This is a genomic window from Micromonospora globbae, assembly GCF_036184225.1.
In the GTDB taxonomy this organism is placed as follows: Bacteria; Actinomycetota; Actinomycetes; order Mycobacteriales; family Micromonosporaceae; genus Micromonospora; species Micromonospora globbae.
In genome coordinates, this window is sequence record NZ_CP108084.1 from 2,632,333 (window position 1) to 2,649,073 (window position 16,741).

Here is a 16,741-nt window from a genome sequence, read left to right on the forward strand (position 1 = left end):
TCACCAGTTCGTGAAGGAGCCGTCGGGGCGGTGATAGAGGGGCAGGGGTGCCGGGCCGCGGTGGTCGAGCCGGCGCGCGGCGGCGAGGTCCAGTTCGATGCCGAGGCCGGGTCGCTCGGCCGGTCTGATCCGGCCGGGCGTCAGCTCGGGTCCGGCGGTGATCACGGGCGGGAGTGTCAGCTCCGGCCAGGGCTGTTCCTGCACGGACACGTTGGGCAGGACCAGGTTCAGGTGCGCGGACGCGGCGGCGGTGATCGGTCCGAGCGGGTTGTGGGTGGCCAGGTTGATGTGGTGGACCTCGGCCATCGCGGCGATCTTGCGGGCCTCGGTCAGTCCGGTGTTGGCCACGTCGATCCGGGCGTGGTCGATCAGTTCCCCCTCGATCAGCGGCCGGAACTCCCACTTCGTGCCGAGCTGTTCGCCTGCGGCGAGCGGGACGCCGGTGCGCTGGCGCAGCGTGCGGTAGCCGTCGAGGTGCTCGCTGCGCAGCGGGTCCTCGACGAAGTAGGGGCGCGTCGGCTCCAGTTCCCGGCAGAGCGTCACCGCCTGGGCGGGTTCGAACCGGGTGTGTACGTCGAGCAGCAGCTCGACCTCGTCGCCGAGTACGGTGCGGAGGCGCTCCATGGTCGCGATGGTGTGCCGCAGGGCTGCGCGCTGGTCGTACTCGGCGCCGTTCGGGCTGTTCGCCGGTACCCGCAGGTAGCGCCAGCCGGCCGCGACGAGCCGCTCGGCGGCGGCGACCATCGCCTCCGGGTCTCTGACGGCGTCGCCCGGCACGTGCACGTAGCACTCGATGTGGTCGCGGGAGGCGCCGCCGAACACCTCGTAGAGCGGGACGCCCAGTGCCTTGCCGCGCAGGTCCCACAGCGCCACGTCGATGGCGGCGCGTACGGCGGCGAGCACGCCGGTGGCCGGGAAGAATCCCGACCGGGCGAGCAGCTGTCCGAGATGTTCGATGCGGCTCGGGTCGGCGCCGGCCAACTCCTCGGCGAAGTCCTCCACCGCGCCACGGACGGCGCGCCACCGCGAGCGCATGCCGACCTCGCCCACGCCGTACTGCCCGTCGTCGGTGTGCACGAGAACCAGGAGCATGGCGCTCGCGCCCTGCGGCACGGTCAGCAGCTCCAGCCCGGTAATCCTCATCCTGTCCCCCAGGTGTGCGTGGGGGCCGCGTCGACGCCGACGTCGGCGGCGAAGATGCGGCCGCTGTCCGGTGCGGCCCGGCGGGCGCCCTCGTCCAGTCCGATCCAGGCCGTGGTCACCAGGAGGGTGCCGGCTGCCAGGCAGACGGCGGTTGGTCGGGGTACCGGCAGCTGGACCCGGGCCAGTTCGACGCCGTCGGGGGTGAGCCGGCGGACGTTCCAGCCGTCCCACATCGCCACCCAGAGGCAGCCTTCGGCGTCGACGCAGAGTCCGTCGGGGGTGGCGTCGTCGAACTCGACCAGCACGCGCGGGTCTGCGGCCTCTCCGGTGGCCTGGTCGTAGCGGTAGCTGGTGAGCCGCCGTCGGCGGCTGTCCACGTGGTACATCGTCTGGCCGGCCGGGTCGAACCCGAGCCCGTTCGCGCAGCCGATCCCGGTCAGCACCGTCGCCACGGCACCGTCGGGCTCCAGTCGGTAGAGCCCGCCGGAATAGGGTTCGCCGCCGGCGATGACCTGGCTGCCGGCGAGGAACCGGCCGGACGGGTCACAGGCGCCGTCGTTCATCTGGGTGCCGGGCGCGGCGACGTCGCGGAGCGGGCGTACGTGGCCGTCGGCCGTCACGTGCCGGAATCCGCGCCCGGCTGCGACGATCCAGCCGGCGCCGTCGGCGGCCAGCGGCGCCACCGACCCGGTCGCCGCCCCGATGTCGTGGCCGGCCAGGACGTCGATGCGGTCGGCGGTGAGCCGTCCCCGCCACAACCGGCCGACGCGGATGTCCACCCACAGCAGTTCGCCGGTACGCGGGTCCAGCCGCGGCCCCTCGCCGAGCTCGTAGCGCTCGGCGGAGATCGGGCGCGCCCACAGGATGTCAGGACTTGACCGCACCCGCGATCCCCTCGACGAACGTGCGTTGCAGGAACAGGAAGATCGCGATGATCGGAAGCAGGCTGATCGTTGCCGCGGCGGCCAGACCGCCCCAGTCGGTCGCCTCCTGTCCGAAGAAGCTGTACATGCCGACGCCGAGTGTGCGCAGCTCCGGTCGGCCCAGGGTGAACACCAGGGGGATGAAGAAGGCGTTCCACGCGGCCATGAAGTTGAACAGCGCCACGGTGCCGATTACCGGCTTGGCCAGCGGCAGCATGATGCGGAAGAAGATTCGCGGATAGCTGGCGCCGTCCATGCGCGCGGCGTCCTCCAGCTCCTGGGGCATCCCGGCGAAGTACCCCATGAACAGCAGGATGGGTACGACGTGCGCGGGGCCCGCGGTGGCCAGTACCGCGCCGAGCAGGCCGTTGTTCAGTCCGAGCCCGTCGACCAGTTTGAAGATCGGGATGATCGTGTAGCCGTGCGGGATGAACATGGTGGCGATGAGCAGTCCGACGATGACCTTCTTGCCCGGCAGGCTGCCGCGGCCGAGGGCGTATCCGGAGGTGGCGGAGACCAGCAGGACGATGGCGACGGTGGTGACCGAGAAGACGACGGTGTTGGACAGGTAGGTGCCGAAGTGGGCGGTGTCCCAGGCGCGGGTGAAGTTGTCGAGGGTCCACTCCTTCGGTAGCACCGACAGGCCGCCGAGGAAGACCTCCCGCTCGGATTTGAAGGCCGTGGAGATCATCCAGACGAAGGGATAGATCCAGGCCAGGCAGAGCGGGATCAGCAGCAGGTGCCACAGGTGCATCCGGCGCATCAGCGGCTTCCCTTCAGGTACTGCCGGCGCAGCAGCGGTCCCTGCAGCGCCGTCATGACCAGCGTGATCACCCCGAACACGACGCCGGCGGCGCAGGCGAAGCCGTAGCGGGGCGCGTTCAGCTCGGGGTTGAAGGCATAGCGGTAGATGTAGGTGGCGACCACGTCGGTGGCGTAGTTGGGGCCGGCCTGCGTCATCGCCTGGACCAGGTCGAACGGGTTCATGCTGCGCTGGAAGGTGAGCAGCAGGATCACCACGCCGATCGGGGCGATCACCGGGATGGTGACGTGCCGCAGCGTCTGGGGCCCGTTCGCCCCGTCGACCTTCGACGCCTCGTAGAGATCCTCGGGAACGGTCTGCAGCGCGGCGAGCCAGTAGACGAGGGTGATGCCGAACCCCTTCCACACGTCGATGGCCATGACCGTGGGCAGGGCGGACGACTCGGAGAGGAAGGTCACCGGCGAGTCGACGAGCCCGGTGGAGCGCAGGAGCTCGTTGATGAACCCGCCGGCGGGGTCCAGCAGGACCGCGAAGACGATGCCGACGACTGCGGTGGTGGTCACCACCGGGAGGAAGAGCAGGAGCCGGTAGAGGTTGCGTCCGCGCAGCCGACGGCTGTTGAGCAGGATCGCCACGAGCAGTGCCAGTGGCATCTCCACACAGATCGCGACCAGTGAGAAGAGGAAGGAGTTGCGGAAGGCGTGCCAGAACCGGCCGCTGGTGAGCACCTCGGTGAAGTTGGCGAAGCCGACCCACTCGGTGGCAGGGCCCACCCCGTCCCAGTCGAAGAACGAGTACCACCAGCTGGCGACCATGGGCCAGAGGGTGAAGGCCACGAACAGCAGCAGCATCGGGGCGAGGAAGACGTACTGCCAGGCGTGCCGGCGCAGTGTGCCGGGGCGGCGCCGCCGCGGGGTGGCGGGAGGGCGCTGGGGTGGTGGCGCCACCTGCTCGGTGGTGCCGCCCGGGCCGACGGTTGATGTGCTGGTCACTTCTGACTCGGGTTGAACGGTTGCAGCGGGTTCCAGGTGGGGAAGGTGAGGTCGGCGCGCGAGGCCGGTGTCCCCTTGGCGGAAATGGCCTTGGCCTGCTCGTCGATGAAGGCGTCGAGCTTGGCGTTGAGGTCGGCGGCGGCGCGGTCGAAGGGCTGGTTGCGCAGGATCGCCGGGAGCGCGATTTCGGACCATTGCAGGTCCTGCTTGCCGCGGATGGCCGACATCAGTTCCTTGCCGCCCTTGCTGGCGAGCACCGGGTTGGGGATCAGCCGTACGGTCTCCGCAGCGATGTCCATGATCGCCTTCTGGTCCGCGTTGCTCGCCGCCTTGTCCTGCCAGGCACTCTCCAGTGCGGTGAGGGTGCCGAACTTCTCGTAGTAGGCGCGGTGGAAGTCCTTCGAGGCGAGGAAGTCCATCACCTTCCACGCCTGCTCCGGGTGCTTGGACTGGGCGGACATGGACCACAGGGGACTGAAACTGGCGGTCTGCCCGGAGTAGCCGCCTCGCCCGGCGGCGGGCACCGGCACGGCCGCGATGGTCATGTCGAGCTGTGGGTTGAGCTTTCGGACCTCGTTGATCTGGTACGGCGCCGCGAGGAACATCGCCAGCTCGCCCTTGGCGAACGCGGTGTGCACCTTGCTGGCGTCCGTCCAGCTCTCCCAGCCGGGGGTCATGGTCTTCGCGGCGTGCATCCGCGTGAGCAGGTCGACGGCGGCGGCCAGCGAGGGGTGGTTGATGGCCGCCCGGCCGGTGCGCAGGTCGATGCCGTTGTCGATGGAGGACGGGCCGGCGGTGTGCTGGAACATGCGGGCCAGGTTGCTCTTGCTCCAGAGCCCGGCGAAGCCGAAGGTCCTGCCCCCGCCGGCGCGGGTGATGGCGGCGGCGGCCTGTTCCAGTTCCTCCCAGGTCTTCGGGGCGGTCGTGATCCCACCCACCTTCGCGGCGGTGTTGTTGACCAGCAGGAACCGCACCACCGACCACTTGCCCCAGACGAGCGGCAGGGTGTAGAGCTTGCCGTCGCGGTGCAGGCCGGACGTGGCAGGGTCGAGGCTGCCCTCGGGGAATCGGGACGTGAACTCGTCGGTGACGTACTGGTCGAGCGGGGCGATCCAGCCGCGGTCGAAGATGCGGTCGAAGCCGTTGTCCTGTGCCCGGAAGACGTCCGGCGGGTCGCCCTGCTGGAAGCTGAGTTCGATCGCGTTGACCTGCTGGTCGGTCGGGTTCTCGATGATCTGGACCTCGATGTCCGGGTTCTTCTCCTCGAAGCGGTCGAACTGTTCGCGGTAGAACTGGGAGGCGCCGGTCGGGTCGGGCACCAGCATGACCTTGATGCGCACCTTGTCCCCGCTGGGCTTGTCGCTGCTGCCCACCAGGTTGCAGGCGGTGGTCAGCCCGCCGACCGCGGTGGCGGCAGCGCCCACGCCGAGGATCCGCAGCAGGGACCGGCGGGTGAGTTCTGGTTCCATCATGTCCTACTCCTGTGTTCGGTCACCGGGTGGCGGTGCCGGTCGGCCAACGAGGACGAAGGTGTTGATCCATGTTTCGACGTGGTGACGAGCGTGTGAGGACAGTAAGCGTCACCGACCATGTTGTGCAATAGGCATCCGCAATGTGGGTCTGAAACGCATGCCGCTGCCGCGCGGACACTCGGCACACGGCAGCCGTGGCGGTGCTCTTAGCAGAAGGCTGGCTGCTCAGCGCGGGCAGGCAGGTCGCGCCCCGGCACACCCTTGACAGCGCCATCGATTGCATTAACTATCCACTTCATGGATGTGAGGCCCACACTATCGAGGCGGCATCGTTCCACACTCACCCTTCTCCTCGCCCTCGCGGCGCTGGTGCTGCCCTCCGGGGTGGCCGTCGCGGCGCCGGCAGCCCAGGACCAGGCGCCGTTCGCCACCCCGTTGCGGGAGCTGGACAAGCCCGACCTGCAGCTGCGCCGGGTGGCCAGCATCGAAGGCCGACACCATCGGATGATCTTCCATCACGCCACCTGGCGCGGCGGCGAGACCTACCTGCGCGAGATCCTGGTCCGCACCCGCGGTGGCTGGCTGCCGGTCACCGACGCGCAGCGACGCTTCGACGAGCAGTGGCTCGTGCTCAGCGGGGACGGCGGAACCCCCACCGACTACTACAGCTCCATGAACCCCGCCTGGGTCGGCTTCACCGACCTGAAGCAGGTCGACGGGCGGACGGTCGAGCTGCGGACCAGCGCGGCGGGCGCTTACGAGCTGACCGTCCGCTGGTCGGTCGCGGGCGACAACCCGGAGGCGTCCTGGACACTGACCGCCCGCCGCGCCGACCACTTCGTCGTCGGCTACCAGTCCCTCGACATCACCCCCTTCGCCGACGTCGACGAGGTGCTCTGCGGCAGCCGCCAGCACGCCCGCGTCGTCTACGGCGCCGAGGCACTGAGCGCGTGGGAACTGATGGCGCCGGCCTGCCTGATGGAACGCACCGTCGCAGGGCAGCAGGTCACCAGCGGGGTGTACGCGCCGGCCGAGGTGATCCCGTTCGAACACCAACGCGACGCCGGCGCGGACGGGCAGCCGTTCGGGATGAGCCTGCGCAACGACAGTGGGGGCGTGCAGCCCACCGCCTTCGCGCCACAGGTCGGCCGGCTCTCGCCCCTGCAGACCGGGCAACGGCACCAGTTCACCTTCGGCGTCTACGCCCGCCCCGCGACGATGTACCAGGCCTACACCCAGCTGGTACGCGACGAGTACGACTACTCCGCCTACCGGCGCAACATCTACGACACCTCGCTCACCGACACCGTGCACAACCTCGTCGACCTGGTGATGCGGGACTCCGACGCCGACGACAGCGAGACCTACCAGCGCTCGCTGTCGGGTTGGTGGGACCGGGCCAAGGGCTTCGTGGACACCGAGAACGACCGGGCCGTGCGCACCGCCACCAGCGGCGTCCTGCTGAGCGCCTACTACCTCACCGGTGACCGGGAGCTCTACGACAAGCGGGCGCGACCGTCACTGGAGTACCAGGTGTCCCGCAACGGGATCGGCTGGACCCCGATCAAGGGAAACCCGGTCTACGGCGACACCAACGCCTGGCGCGTCGCAAGCGTGGCCGGGGACGCCTCCACCCTCGTGCCGCTGTACGAGCAGACGCGAGGACAGGTGGCCGGCCTGCACGAACTGGCCCTGAAGTCGATCCAGGACAACCCGCGCAAGGACAGCCGGACGCCGGTGAGCACTCCGCTGGCGGCCTGGCGACTCACCGGCGACCCGGCCTACCTGGCGGAGGCCAAGGCCGAGGCGGACCGCTACATCGCCGCCCAGATCGATCCCCCGTACACGACGAACATCGCCGAGAACGGCTTCCAGTTCAACTACTCCAAGGGTTGGATCGAGCTGCTGGAGCTGTACGAGGAGACCCACGAGAAGCGCTACCTCGACGCCGCCTACACCGAGGCGAAACGGTTCGTGACGCAGACCATGGTGCGCCCGGTCCCCGAGGGCACCGTCACCGTCAACGCCGATGGCTGGATCGACGCCCAGGTGGACCGGTGGAACCCCCGCGTGACCTACGACTACCCGAAGACGGACGTGCCGGCCGAGGAGGTGCCGGCCTGGATGGTCTCCACCAACGGCATGACCTTCGAACAGCTCAGCACGTACAAGATCGCGGCGGGTCGGGAGAACCCCGGCGGCGGCCTGGTGATGAACCCCATCTGGGCGCCGTTCCTGCTGCGCCTCGCCGCCCACACCGACGACCGGCTGCTCGCCGACGTGGCGCACAACCTCGTGGTCGGCCGCTTCACCAACTACCCCGGCTACTACTACCGGGAGTTCACCGCGGCCCAGATGCGCCCGGACTTCCCGCTGACCGGCCCGGCCGGACTCACCTCCATCTACTACCACCACATCCCGGCGCAGCTCGGGCTGGCGATGGACTACCTGCTCTCCGAGCACACCTACCGCTCGAACGGCAAGATCAGCTTTCCGGCCGCCTTCGAGACCAACTACGTCTACTTCAAGTTCCACGTCTACGGACACCAGCCCGGCCAGTTCTACGGTGAGGACGGCGTCTGGCCGTACCTGCCCAAGGGCATCGTCGACGTCACCGACCCGCAACTGAACTGGATCACCGGGCACGGCAACGACAGCCTCTACGTCAGCCTGACGAACGAGGCCACGACGACCTCGCACAGCGTGGTGCGCTTCGATCCGACGATCAGCGGGGTGCAGCGCGACCGCGCGTACCAGGTCGAGGTCATCCGCGACAACGGCTCCCGGAGCGTCACCACGATGCACGGCGCGACGCTGCCGGTCACCGTGGCCGGCCGGGGCATCACCGCGCTCGTCGTGCGGGGCGTGCAGGTGCCGGGGGTGACGCACCAGGTCGGTGGCGAGCAGGCCGACGTCGGCCAGGACAGCTACCGCTTCGACGACGACAGCCCGATCGGGGCCGCCCGGGGCATGCTGCTGACCCGTCCGGACGACAGCGGCTACGACGCGTACGTGCAGGCGGCCACCGAGGCCCCGGCGACCCTGCACTGGTCCACCGACGGCGGGGCCACCTGGCACCAGGTGGCTGACCGGATCTACCCCAACGAGTGGACGATCCCGGTGGACGACGCCGGCGCGGCCTTCACGTACCGGATCAGCACCGACGCCGCCGGAACGGGCGAGGCCACCCTGCGCCTGCCGCCGGCGGTGACCGGCCACTGCCCCACCGGTACGCCGGTCTGCGGCGCGGTGACCCCCGCCTCGCCGCACACCACACCGGGCGACACCCTGGGCGTCACCGTGACCGTCCGCAACGACGGCCCGGCTGCCCTGGTGGACCCGACCGTCGCCCTCGACCTCCCGGCGGGCTGGTCGGCCCGGCCGGCGGGACAGCAACCGTCCACCGTGCCCGCCGGGACCGCGGCGACCTGGCGCTACGACCTGTCGGTCGCGCCCGACGCCGCTCCCGGCACGGTCGCGCTGGCGACGACGGCGAGCTGGCGCGGCGGCGAGGTCGCGCTCACGGCGGGACGGCTCACCGTCCGGCCACCCACCCGGCTGAGCGCTCTGGTCGCGGCACCGGCGGAACTCGCCGAACCGGGTGACGCCACCACGGTCACCGCCAGCGTGCTCAACGTCGGCCCGACCACCGCCCGCGGCACGCTGCGCCTGACACCGCCGGCCGGCTGGACGGTCACCCCGGCGAGCGTGTCCTACGAGGTCGCCGCGCGCGGCGAAGGAGCGTACCGCTTCACCCTCACCTCACCCGCCACCGCCGCACGCGACCAGACGTACCGGGTGAGCGCGGCGCTGGACACCGGCGCCGAGGCCACCGCACAGGTAAGGATCGCCAGCGAGGACATCATCGTCACCCCGCAGGACATCCGCCCCCGGTACACCGAGACCGGTGAGTGGCTGGCCAGCGGCCTGGCCGGGTACAACGGGATCCCGTCGCGCTACAGCGCGGAGGGCAAGCTCGGCGGCACGGCGACCTGGCGTCCGATCGTGCCCGAGGCCGGGTGGTACGAGGTCGCCGTCTGGTACCCGTCCAACAACGAGACCACCACCGAGGCCGACTACGTGGTGCACCACCGCGACGGTGACACTCCGGTACGGGTCGATCAGCAGCAGGATCCCCGCACGTGGCGGGTCCTCGGGACCTTCCCGTTCACCGCCGGCGAGGAGGGCTTCGTCCGGCTCGTCGTCGACGATCCGGCCTACCACCGGGTCAGCGCCGTCCGGTTGCGGCCGGTGGATCCGGACGCGGTACGACCGCGGATCACCGGGCTCGCCGCCGAACCGGTGCCGGCGCCCGGTGGCAGCACCACGGTCACGGCGACCATCACCGCGTCCTCGATGGCGGGCGCGACCGGCTGCGCCACCCTCGCCCTGCCGGACGGGTGGCGCAGCACCCCTGCCTCCATCCCGGTCGCCCTCGCACCGAACGCCGCACAGCAGGTCAGCTTCACCGCGACCGCGCCGCCCGACGCCACGGTCGGCGCGCTGCACGAGGTGGCCCTGCACGGTGCCGGGGCGGTGGACCGGATCGCCGTGCCGGTCGGGACGCCCGATCCGGCGCGGGCGGTCGTCGTCGACGACGGCCAGCCCGGCTACACCGAGGAAGGCACGTGGAGTGCCAGCACGCTCAAGGGGTACGCCGGCAGCACCACCCGGTTCGCCAGCGGTGGCACGGGCTCCGTGGCGACGTGGCGGCCGACGCTGCCGGCCGGCCGGTACCGGGTCAGCGTCTGGTATCCGACCAACGCCACCACCACCACGGCGGCCACCTACCGGGTCGTGCACACGACCGGCACCGCCACCCTCACCGTCGACCAGACCACCGACGCCGGGCAATGGCGGGTGCTGGGCGTGTGGGACCTCGACCCGACCACCGCCGCGGTGAGTCTCTCGGCGCAGCAGAGCGGGCATCACCGGGCCGACGCCGTCCGGTTCGAACCGGTCGCCCCGGCCGGCGAGCCGGACTGCTGAGAAGCGGCGTGGGCCGTCGGCCGGCCGACGGCCCACGCCGCTTGGCGATGTATGATCCGTAATCTGGATTGCACTCCTACGTTCTGAGGATGGGCGGAATGCCACGCTCCACCACCCGCGAAGTCGGCGGCGGCACGCAGAGTGTCGAGCGCGCCCTGTCGCTGCTGCGCGCGTTCACCGAGGAGCACCCGGAGCGGCGTGTGTCCGAACTGGTCCAGCTCACCGGGCTGGGACAGTCGACCGTCTCCCGGCTGGTCGGGACGCTCGAGGCGCTCGGCTTCGTCACCCACGACCAGCGCAGCGGCCTCTACCGCATCGGGCCCACGGTGGTCGCCCTGGCGGGCGTCGCCCTCAACCAGTCGACGGTGCACCGGCAGGCCCGGCAGGTCGCCCAGACCCTCGCCCAGGAGTTGGGCCTCGGCGCGAACGTCGCCGAACGCCACGACACCGAACTGTTCTACCTGTGCAACTTCGAAGGGCGGCTCGCGCCGCGCTCGTTCACCCTGGTCGGTCGTGGCGGCCCGCTGCACGCCACCGCCCTGGGCAAGGCGCTGCTGTCGGATCTGACCGCCGACGAGATCCGATCCCTGATCGGCAGCCAGTACCCGGCGTACACCCCGCGGACCATCGCCGACCTGGACGGCCTGCTCGCCGCGATCACCGAAGGACGCGGCCGCGGCTACGCCACCGAACTGGAGGAGCTGGCCTTCGGCCGGGCCTGCCTGGCCGCCCCGATCCGGGACCGCTCCGGCAAGGTCGTGGCGGCCCTGTCGGTCTCCGGCCCGCTGTCGGCGATGGATCTGCCCCGCCGCCAGGACGAACTCGCCATGAAGGTCATCGAGTACGCCGATCAGATCTCCACCGGGCTCGGTTACCACGCCACCGCCGCGCCGCTGTCGGCCGTCGGCTGAGCCCGGGCGGCCCATCCCACCGCCCGTCGCACGGCCAGCACCCGGCGCCGCGCGCCGCTTTCCGGCAGGGAGCGGCGCGCGGTCGTGTCATACCAGCGCCGGTGCGGCCAGCGTCCAGATCGCGGTCGAGTCGGGAATCCGGCCGTAGCGAGCGGCGACGCCGGCCAGTGAGCTGGCGAACCGACGAACAGGCGCGCTCATTCGGCTTCCCCTGCTCTGGTGACAGGTGCCGGGAGCACGTCGAAGATCCGCGCGGCGACCAGCGTGATCAGTGCCGCCGGCACGCTGGGCAGGAAGAACGGGACGGCGACCGGCACGGCGACGAGCATCGCCGCGACAAGCACCACCACTGTCGCCCCCAACCCAACCGTCCACAGCGGAGCTTTCGCGGCCGTCAGCGCGGCGATCCGCCACGCGGCGGTGGCCGGCACGTCGAAGTGCGCCAGCACCGCGGGCAGGTAGGCCAACACCGCCAGATACACCACAGCGAGCACGGCCACCGCGCCGGCGAGCGGGGTGCCTCGCGCGGCGAGCAGGTAGAACGCGAACACCCACACGGTCAGCAGCGGGAGGCCCAGCCGGAGCTGCGCGCGTGCGAACTCCGCCCGCCAGTGCCGCCAGAAGTCGCGCCACGGCCGCGGATGCCGGCCCCGCTGGTAGTCGCGCACCAGCGCGAAGAGCGCGACGGTGGCCGGGGACAGGCCGGCGACCACTCCCCCGGCGAGCACCCCGGCCAGCCACAACAGGTTCAGCCCGGCCAGCCGGGGCGGCCAGTCCAGCAGCCGGTAGAGGCGGGCGAACCGCCCGCCGACCGGCACGTCTTTGCTGGTCACGGGGCCAGCTCGGCCAGGCGCTGACGCAGGTCCGCCCGCACGAACGCGGCCGGCGAGGCGATCGACAGTCCCCCGTCGACCGGCAGCACCACGCCGGTGATGCCGCTGGCGGCCTCGGAGGCGAGGAAGTGCACCGCAGCGGCGACCTCGTCCGGGCGCAGCGTCCGCCCGATCGGGTAACCGCCGGCGGCGTCGGGCAGCCGCTCGCCGCCGACCATGCCCGGCGCCACCGCGTTGACCCGGATCCCCCGCGCGCCGTAGTCCAGCGCGACCTGGCGTACCAGGGCCTCCACCGCGCCCTTGGCGGCGGCGTACGCGGCCACCCAGGGGGCGGCCAGGAACGCGTTGACCGAGGAGACGGCGACCACCGCGGCACCGGGCGCGAGCAGCGGCAGCGCCGCGCGCAGCGGAAAGAAGAGGGTGTCCAGGCAGCCGGCCAGGGCGGCGCGCCACTGCGCGTCGCTGGTGGCGTGGGCCGGGGCGATGGGCATCGCCCCGGCGGCGGCGACCAGCACGTCCAGCCCGCCCAACCGGTTTCGCGCCGTCTCGACCGCGGCGGCGGCCCCGTCCGCGGTCGCACAATCGCCGGTCAGGTCAGCCAGCAGGCTCGGCTCGCCGGCGGGTTCCAGACCGTAACCGACGACCTGGTCCCCGGCGGCGGCGAAGCGGGCCGCGACGGCCCGGCCGATCGGGGTCGACGCACCGATCAGCAGGACACGCCTCATCGCGTCGTCCACGTGCTGTACCGGGCGACCGCCTCGGGGTCCACCGACACCCCCAGCCCGGGCCCGGTGGGCAGCGGGATCCCGGTCGGCGTCGCCTCGATCGGCACGGTGAGGATCGTGTTTACCAGGTTGAACAGGGTCGGATGCCACTCGAAGGCGACCAGGTTGGCGCAGGCGGCGGCGACGTGCAGACCGGCGGCGAGGGCGAGCCCGAGCCCGGCCGAGTGGTGCGGGGCCACGCCCAGGTGGTGCGTCTCGGCGTACTGGGCGATCGCCAGTCCCTCGGTGATGCCGGTGCGGCCGATGTCCGGTTGCAGCAGGCCCACCGCCCGGGCCGTCACGAACGGCGCGAACTCCCAGCGGTGCCGCAGGCTCTCCCCCAACGCCACCGGCACGTCGATACGCGCGGCAAGGTCCGCGTGACCGGCGACGTCCTCGAAGGCCAGCGGCATCTCGAAGAACCAGGCGTCCCGGTCGTCCAGGCCGCGGCCGAGCCGCACCGCGTCCGGCAGTGCGTAGACGCCGTGGACGTCCACGGCCACCCGCAGGTCGGGGTGGACCTCGCGCAGCGCCGACACCGTCGCCAGGTCCGCGTCCACGCCGTGGCCGAGACCCACCTTGATCCGACGGACCCCGCGGGCCACCCAGTCCCGGGCCTGAGCGACCCGGTCGGCGTCCGCGCGGCCGGGCAGCCCGGACACGTACGTCGGGACCGTGTCGTGGAAGGCGCCGCCGAGCAGCTCGACAACGGGACGGCCGGCGAGCTTGCCGGCGAGGTCCCACAGCGCGATGTCCACCGCCGCGATCGCGTCGGCCTGGTGGCCGCCGAGGTGACCGCGCTCGCGCATCAGGTCGCCGAGCTGGTGACGAAGCGGGCGCACCCGACGGGGGTCCGCGCCGACGAGCACCGGCGCCAACAGTCGGCGGACGATCTCGCCGGGTACCTCGGGTGCGACCGGAGCAAGCGCCTCGCCCCAGCCGGTCGTGCCGTCGTCCGCGGTCAGCCGGACCACGAGGGTCTCCCGGTGGTTGCCGTACACGCTGGGCCAGGGCGGCTGGGTGGCGTACGCCCGCGCTGCGCCATCTGCCCGAGGTATCGCCAGGGGAAAGACGTCCACCGAAACGATCTTCGTCATGATCGTCAGCCTCTCACGATCGCCAGGCCGGCAGGGGGGTGTGCGCCAGGATCGCGTCCAGCGCGGCGCGGCTGCCGGCGTCCAGCGGCAGGGCCGGGTCGCGGACGAAGGCGGAGTCGATGATGCCCCGGCGCACCAGCACCTCCTTGTGCACGGCCCACGCCAGGCGGGGTTGCAGTCCGAACCGGACCAGCGGCAGCAGATGGTTGAACCCGGCGTGCGCCGCCTCCTGCCGGCCGGCGCGCCAGTCGGCCAGGATCGGCGCGAGCACGTCGGTGAACTCGCAGGCGGGCATCGTGCCGACGGCGCCGCGGGCGTACTCCTCGAGCACGAAGAAGGCGTTCTGGCCGCCGAGGACGTCGAAGTCGCCGTCGGTGGCGGTCACCACCTCCCCCACCTTGGGTGCGGTGGGTTGGGTCTCCACCTTCACCGACTCGACCCCGGGCAGCTTGCTCAGCTGCACGATCAGCGGGACCGGCATCGTCACCCCGGTCGTGGCCGGGGCATCCTGCACCATCACGTGCAGTCCGCTGGTCTCGGCGAGCGTGCCGTAGAAGTCGACGAGCTGGTTGCCGGCGGGCTTGGCCAGGTAGGGAGGCAGCACCATCAGGGCGTCCGCGCCGCCGTCGCGGGCCGCCAGCGCCAGCTCGACGGCGGTGGCCGTGCTGGTGCCGTTGATCCCGGCGACGAGCGGCACGTCGGGGCCGGCGATCGCCCGGGTTTCGGTCAGGATCGTGGCGCGCTCGGCGGCGGTGAGTGCGAACCCCTCGCTGGCCATGCCGAAGACGGCGAGTCCGTCGACGCCGGCCGCGAGCTGGAACTCCACCAGCCGGCGCAGGCTCGGTACGTCCAGCGCGCCGGCGTCGTCGAACGGGGTGGCGAGGATGGGGATCAGCCCGCGTACGCGGGCCCGGGGTGCGAGGGTGCTCAACGTTCCTCCGCGAGTGCGCTGACAGTGGCAAGATCCACCTCGACGCCGAGGCCGGGGCCGGTCGGTACGGCGAAACCGTCCGGACCGCCCGGCAGCGGCGCGGTGAGGATCCGCTGCCCGACCTCCGTCGTCGTGGGTTGGTACTCGAAACAACTCAGGTGCTCGACCGCCGCGCTGACATGCAGCCCTGCGGCGAGTGCGACACCGAGCGCCACCGAGTGGTGCGGCGCGGTGGGCACGTGATGCGCCGCGGCCAGCTCGGCGATCGCCATCGCCTCGGTGATGCCGGTCCTGGCAACGTCGGGCTGCACCAGGCCGACGGCGCGCTGCCGCAGCCAGGGCAGGACGTCGTACCGGTGGCGCATCGCCTCGCCGACGGCGACCGGCAGGTCCGTGCGGCGGGCGAGGTCGGCGTGACCGGCCAGGTCCTCCGGCGCCAGCGGCGCCTCCAGGAATTCGATCCCGCCGCGGGCGGTGAGGCCGCGCGCCAGCCGGGTCGCGGCGGCCAGGTCGTAGGTCCAGTGCGCGTCGACCGCGAGCCGCACCTGCGGTGCGGCGGCGCGCACGGCGTCCACGGTGGCCAGGTCTGCCGCGACTCCCTTGCCGAGATGCAGCTTGATCCGCTCGACTCCCTTCGCCGCCCACTCGGCGGCCAGGGCGGCGCGCTGGGCGTCGTCCGGGCGGGGCAGCCCGGAGACGTACGTCGGGACGTGCTCGCGGAATGCCCCGCCGAGCAGCTCGTGCACCGGCAGTCCGGCCAGCCGGCCGGCCAGGTCCCACAGGGCGATGTCGACGGCGGCGATGGCGTCGGCCTGGTGCCCGCCCAGGTGCCCGCGTTCGCGCATCAGGTCGCGCAGCCGCACGCCGATCGGCCGCACGTGCCGTGGATCGGCGCCGATCAGGGCCGGTGCGAGCAGCCGGCGCACCACCTCGGCGGGGACCTCGGGGGCGACCGGGGCGAGGGCCTCGCCCCACCCGCTGACGCCCGAGTCGGTGGTCAACCGGACGAGCAGTGTCTCGAAGCGTGGCGAGTAGATGCTGCGCCACGGTGGACGTACGGCGTAGCCGGCCGGTGGTGTCGGGTTCGCAGGCTCGTTGGTGGGGCCGAGGTACCGCTCATCGTTCGAGAGCTTGAGGACGAAGCAGTCGACTGACGTGATCCGTGTCGGGGTCATCACATTCCACCCCTCAACCTTGTCTGCCACATTGTGGAAGTAGATTCCACACTACGGGTTAGTGGTCCGTCAATCTCGATGCGGCGCGAACGCAGGTTGGGGGTCCCGCGCCACCGTGACAGCCTCGTCGAGGGCGCGGCGCAGCACCGCATCGACCGCAGCCCGGAGGGTCGACGCCGAGGACGAGGGTGATCCCGGAAACGGCAACGAGGCCCAGGGAAAGCCCAACACCGCGCCGCTGCCCCCCGTTCGGGACGCCGCTTGTGTGGTCCCCATAGTTCTCTCGACGGCGATTGCCTCGCCGATGAATCTGTCGAGGTGAACGAGTTCGGGCAGACGAGCGTGCGGGGCGTGTACGCGGCAGGTGACATGGCGCGGCGGGCCACCGTACCCATGCCGCTGGCTGCGGTGGTCACTGCAGCGGCCAGCGGCACCGTCGCCGGCGCGGTCATCGACCAGGACCTTGTCTGTGCCGACTTCGACCTGCCCAACCCGTTCGCTTCGGCGGTGGGCTGAGCGTGGTAGCCGCGGAATCCATGCCGGAGGCGGTCGAGTCCCCGTCAAGGGGCATTCCTCGGAACCGCCCGGCCCGGTGGGTCAGCCACCAGTCCGACGGGTCGCTTCGTCTCCAAGCAGCCGACCGCGTCAGGTGCGGCGCGGGTCGGCGGACCGGCGCGTGGATCGCCGAGCTGGCGGTTGGCCTCGATGGCCTGCCGGTCGCCGCCCTTCCTAATACCTGTAATCTCCG

General features: G+C 71.6%; 13 protein-coding genes. 3 read left to right on the plus strand and 10 right to left on the minus strand.

All coding sequences use genetic code 11. The annotated features are described in order from the left end of the window. From OG994_RS11610 to OG994_RS11630, 5 genes are read right to left on the minus strand one after another with little or no spacing between them, the layout of a single operon-like run. A complete protein-coding gene (locus OG994_RS11610) occupies positions 1-1,143 on the minus strand; it encodes a mandelate racemase/muconate lactonizing enzyme family protein (protein WP_328853184.1) in 1,143 nt (380 codons plus the stop codon). Continuing rightward, positions 1,140-2,027 (minus strand): SMP-30/gluconolactonase/LRE family protein, encoded by an 888-nt coding sequence (locus OG994_RS11615; protein WP_328853185.1) that lies wholly within the window; start codon positions 2,025-2,027, stop codon positions 1,140-1,142. Before OG994_RS11615 ends, OG994_RS11610 begins: the two co-directional genes overlap by 4 nt. Next, positions 2,011-2,829, minus strand: a complete 819-nt coding sequence (locus tag OG994_RS11620; protein WP_120331641.1) for a carbohydrate ABC transporter permease — start codon at positions 2,827-2,829, stop codon at positions 2,011-2,013. The genes OG994_RS11615 and OG994_RS11620 overlap by 17 nt, the downstream gene beginning before the upstream one ends. Beyond that, complete coding sequence (locus OG994_RS11625; RefSeq protein WP_204985307.1) at positions 2,829-3,821, minus strand: carbohydrate ABC transporter permease; 993 nt, start codon at positions 3,819-3,821, stop codon at positions 2,829-2,831. Before OG994_RS11625 ends, OG994_RS11620 begins: the two co-directional genes overlap by 1 nt. After that, positions 3,818-5,293, minus strand: a complete 1,476-nt coding sequence (locus OG994_RS11630; protein WP_328853186.1) for an ABC transporter substrate-binding protein — start codon at positions 5,291-5,293, stop codon at positions 3,818-3,820. Before OG994_RS11630 ends, OG994_RS11625 begins: the two co-directional genes overlap by 4 nt. 297 nt (positions 5,294-5,590) lie before the next feature. Here OG994_RS11630 and OG994_RS11635 point away from each other — a divergent pair, with 297 nt between their 5' ends. Beyond that, positions 5,591-10,282: a golvesin C-terminal-like domain-containing protein gene (locus OG994_RS11635; RefSeq protein WP_328853187.1), complete on the plus strand. Its 4,692-nt coding sequence runs from the start codon at positions 5,591-5,593 to the stop codon at positions 10,280-10,282. 98 nt (positions 10,283-10,380) lie between these two features. Beyond that, positions 10,381-11,193 (plus strand): IclR family transcriptional regulator, encoded by an 813-nt coding sequence (locus tag OG994_RS11640; protein ID WP_120331644.1) that lies wholly within the window; start codon positions 10,381-10,383, stop codon positions 11,191-11,193. A 197-nt stretch (positions 11,194-11,390) separates the two neighbouring features. Here the strand turns inward: OG994_RS11640 and OG994_RS11645 are convergent, their stop codons facing one another. From OG994_RS11645 to OG994_RS11665, 5 genes are read right to left on the minus strand one after another with little or no spacing between them, the layout of a single operon-like run. After that, the gene (locus OG994_RS11645) at positions 11,391-12,026 is read right to left on the minus strand and encodes a YesL family protein (RefSeq protein WP_328853188.1); all 636 of its coding nucleotides are present in this window, start codon (positions 12,024-12,026) and stop codon (positions 11,391-11,393) included. Further along, a complete protein-coding gene (locus OG994_RS11650; RefSeq protein WP_328853189.1) occupies positions 12,023-12,751 on the minus strand; it encodes an SDR family oxidoreductase in 729 nt (242 codons plus the stop codon). The genes OG994_RS11645 and OG994_RS11650 overlap by 4 nt, the downstream gene beginning before the upstream one ends. After that, entirely contained in the window at positions 12,748-13,887 is a 1,140-nt protein-coding gene (locus OG994_RS11655) for a mandelate racemase/muconate lactonizing enzyme family protein (RefSeq protein WP_120331646.1), read from the minus strand. Before OG994_RS11655 ends, OG994_RS11650 begins: the two co-directional genes overlap by 4 nt. A 13-nt stretch (positions 13,888-13,900) precedes the next feature. Then, positions 13,901-14,818 (minus strand): dihydrodipicolinate synthase family protein, encoded by a 918-nt coding sequence (locus tag OG994_RS11660; protein ID WP_328853190.1) that lies wholly within the window; start codon positions 14,816-14,818, stop codon positions 13,901-13,903. Continuing rightward, positions 14,815-15,993, minus strand: coding sequence for a mandelate racemase/muconate lactonizing enzyme family protein (locus OG994_RS11665; RefSeq protein ID WP_328853191.1), 1,179 nt, complete (start codon positions 15,991-15,993; stop codon positions 14,815-14,817). The genes OG994_RS11660 and OG994_RS11665 overlap by 4 nt, the downstream gene beginning before the upstream one ends. A gap of 318 nt (positions 15,994-16,311) precedes the next feature. Here OG994_RS11665 and OG994_RS11670 point away from each other — a divergent pair, with 318 nt between their 5' ends. Next, positions 16,312-16,509, plus strand: a complete 198-nt coding sequence (locus OG994_RS11670; RefSeq protein ID WP_328853192.1) for a hypothetical protein — start codon at positions 16,312-16,314, stop codon at positions 16,507-16,509. Positions 16,510-16,741 lie beyond the last annotated feature (232 nt).

Bases quoted from the DNA above. Each gene is read 5' to 3' on its own strand.
- OG994_RS11610 (WP_328853184.1), bottom strand. From the start codon at position 1,143: ATGAGGATTACCGGGCTGGAGCTGCTGACCGTGCCGCAGGGCGCGAGC.
- OG994_RS11650 (WP_328853189.1), bottom strand. From the start codon at position 12,751: ATGAGGCGTGTCCTGCTGATCGGTGCGTCGACCCCGATCGGCCGGGCC.
- OG994_RS11620 (WP_120331641.1), bottom strand. From the start codon at position 2,829: ATGCGCCGGATGCACCTGTGGCACCTGCTGCTGATCCCGCTCTGCCTG.
- OG994_RS11630 (WP_328853186.1), bottom strand. From the start codon at position 5,293: ATGATGGAACCAGAACTCACCCGCCGGTCCCTGCTGCGGATCCTCGGC.
- OG994_RS11640 (WP_120331644.1), top strand. From the start codon at position 10,381: ATGCCACGCTCCACCACCCGCGAAGTCGGCGGCGGCACGCAGAGTGTC.
- OG994_RS11635 (WP_328853187.1), top strand. From the start codon at position 5,591: ATGGATGTGAGGCCCACACTATCGAGGCGGCATCGTTCCACACTCACC.
- OG994_RS11665 (WP_328853191.1), bottom strand. From the start codon at position 15,993: ATGACCCCGACACGGATCACGTCAGTCGACTGCTTCGTCCTCAAGCTC.
- OG994_RS11655 (WP_120331646.1), bottom strand. From the start codon at position 13,887: ATGACGAAGATCGTTTCGGTGGACGTCTTTCCCCTGGCGATACCTCGG.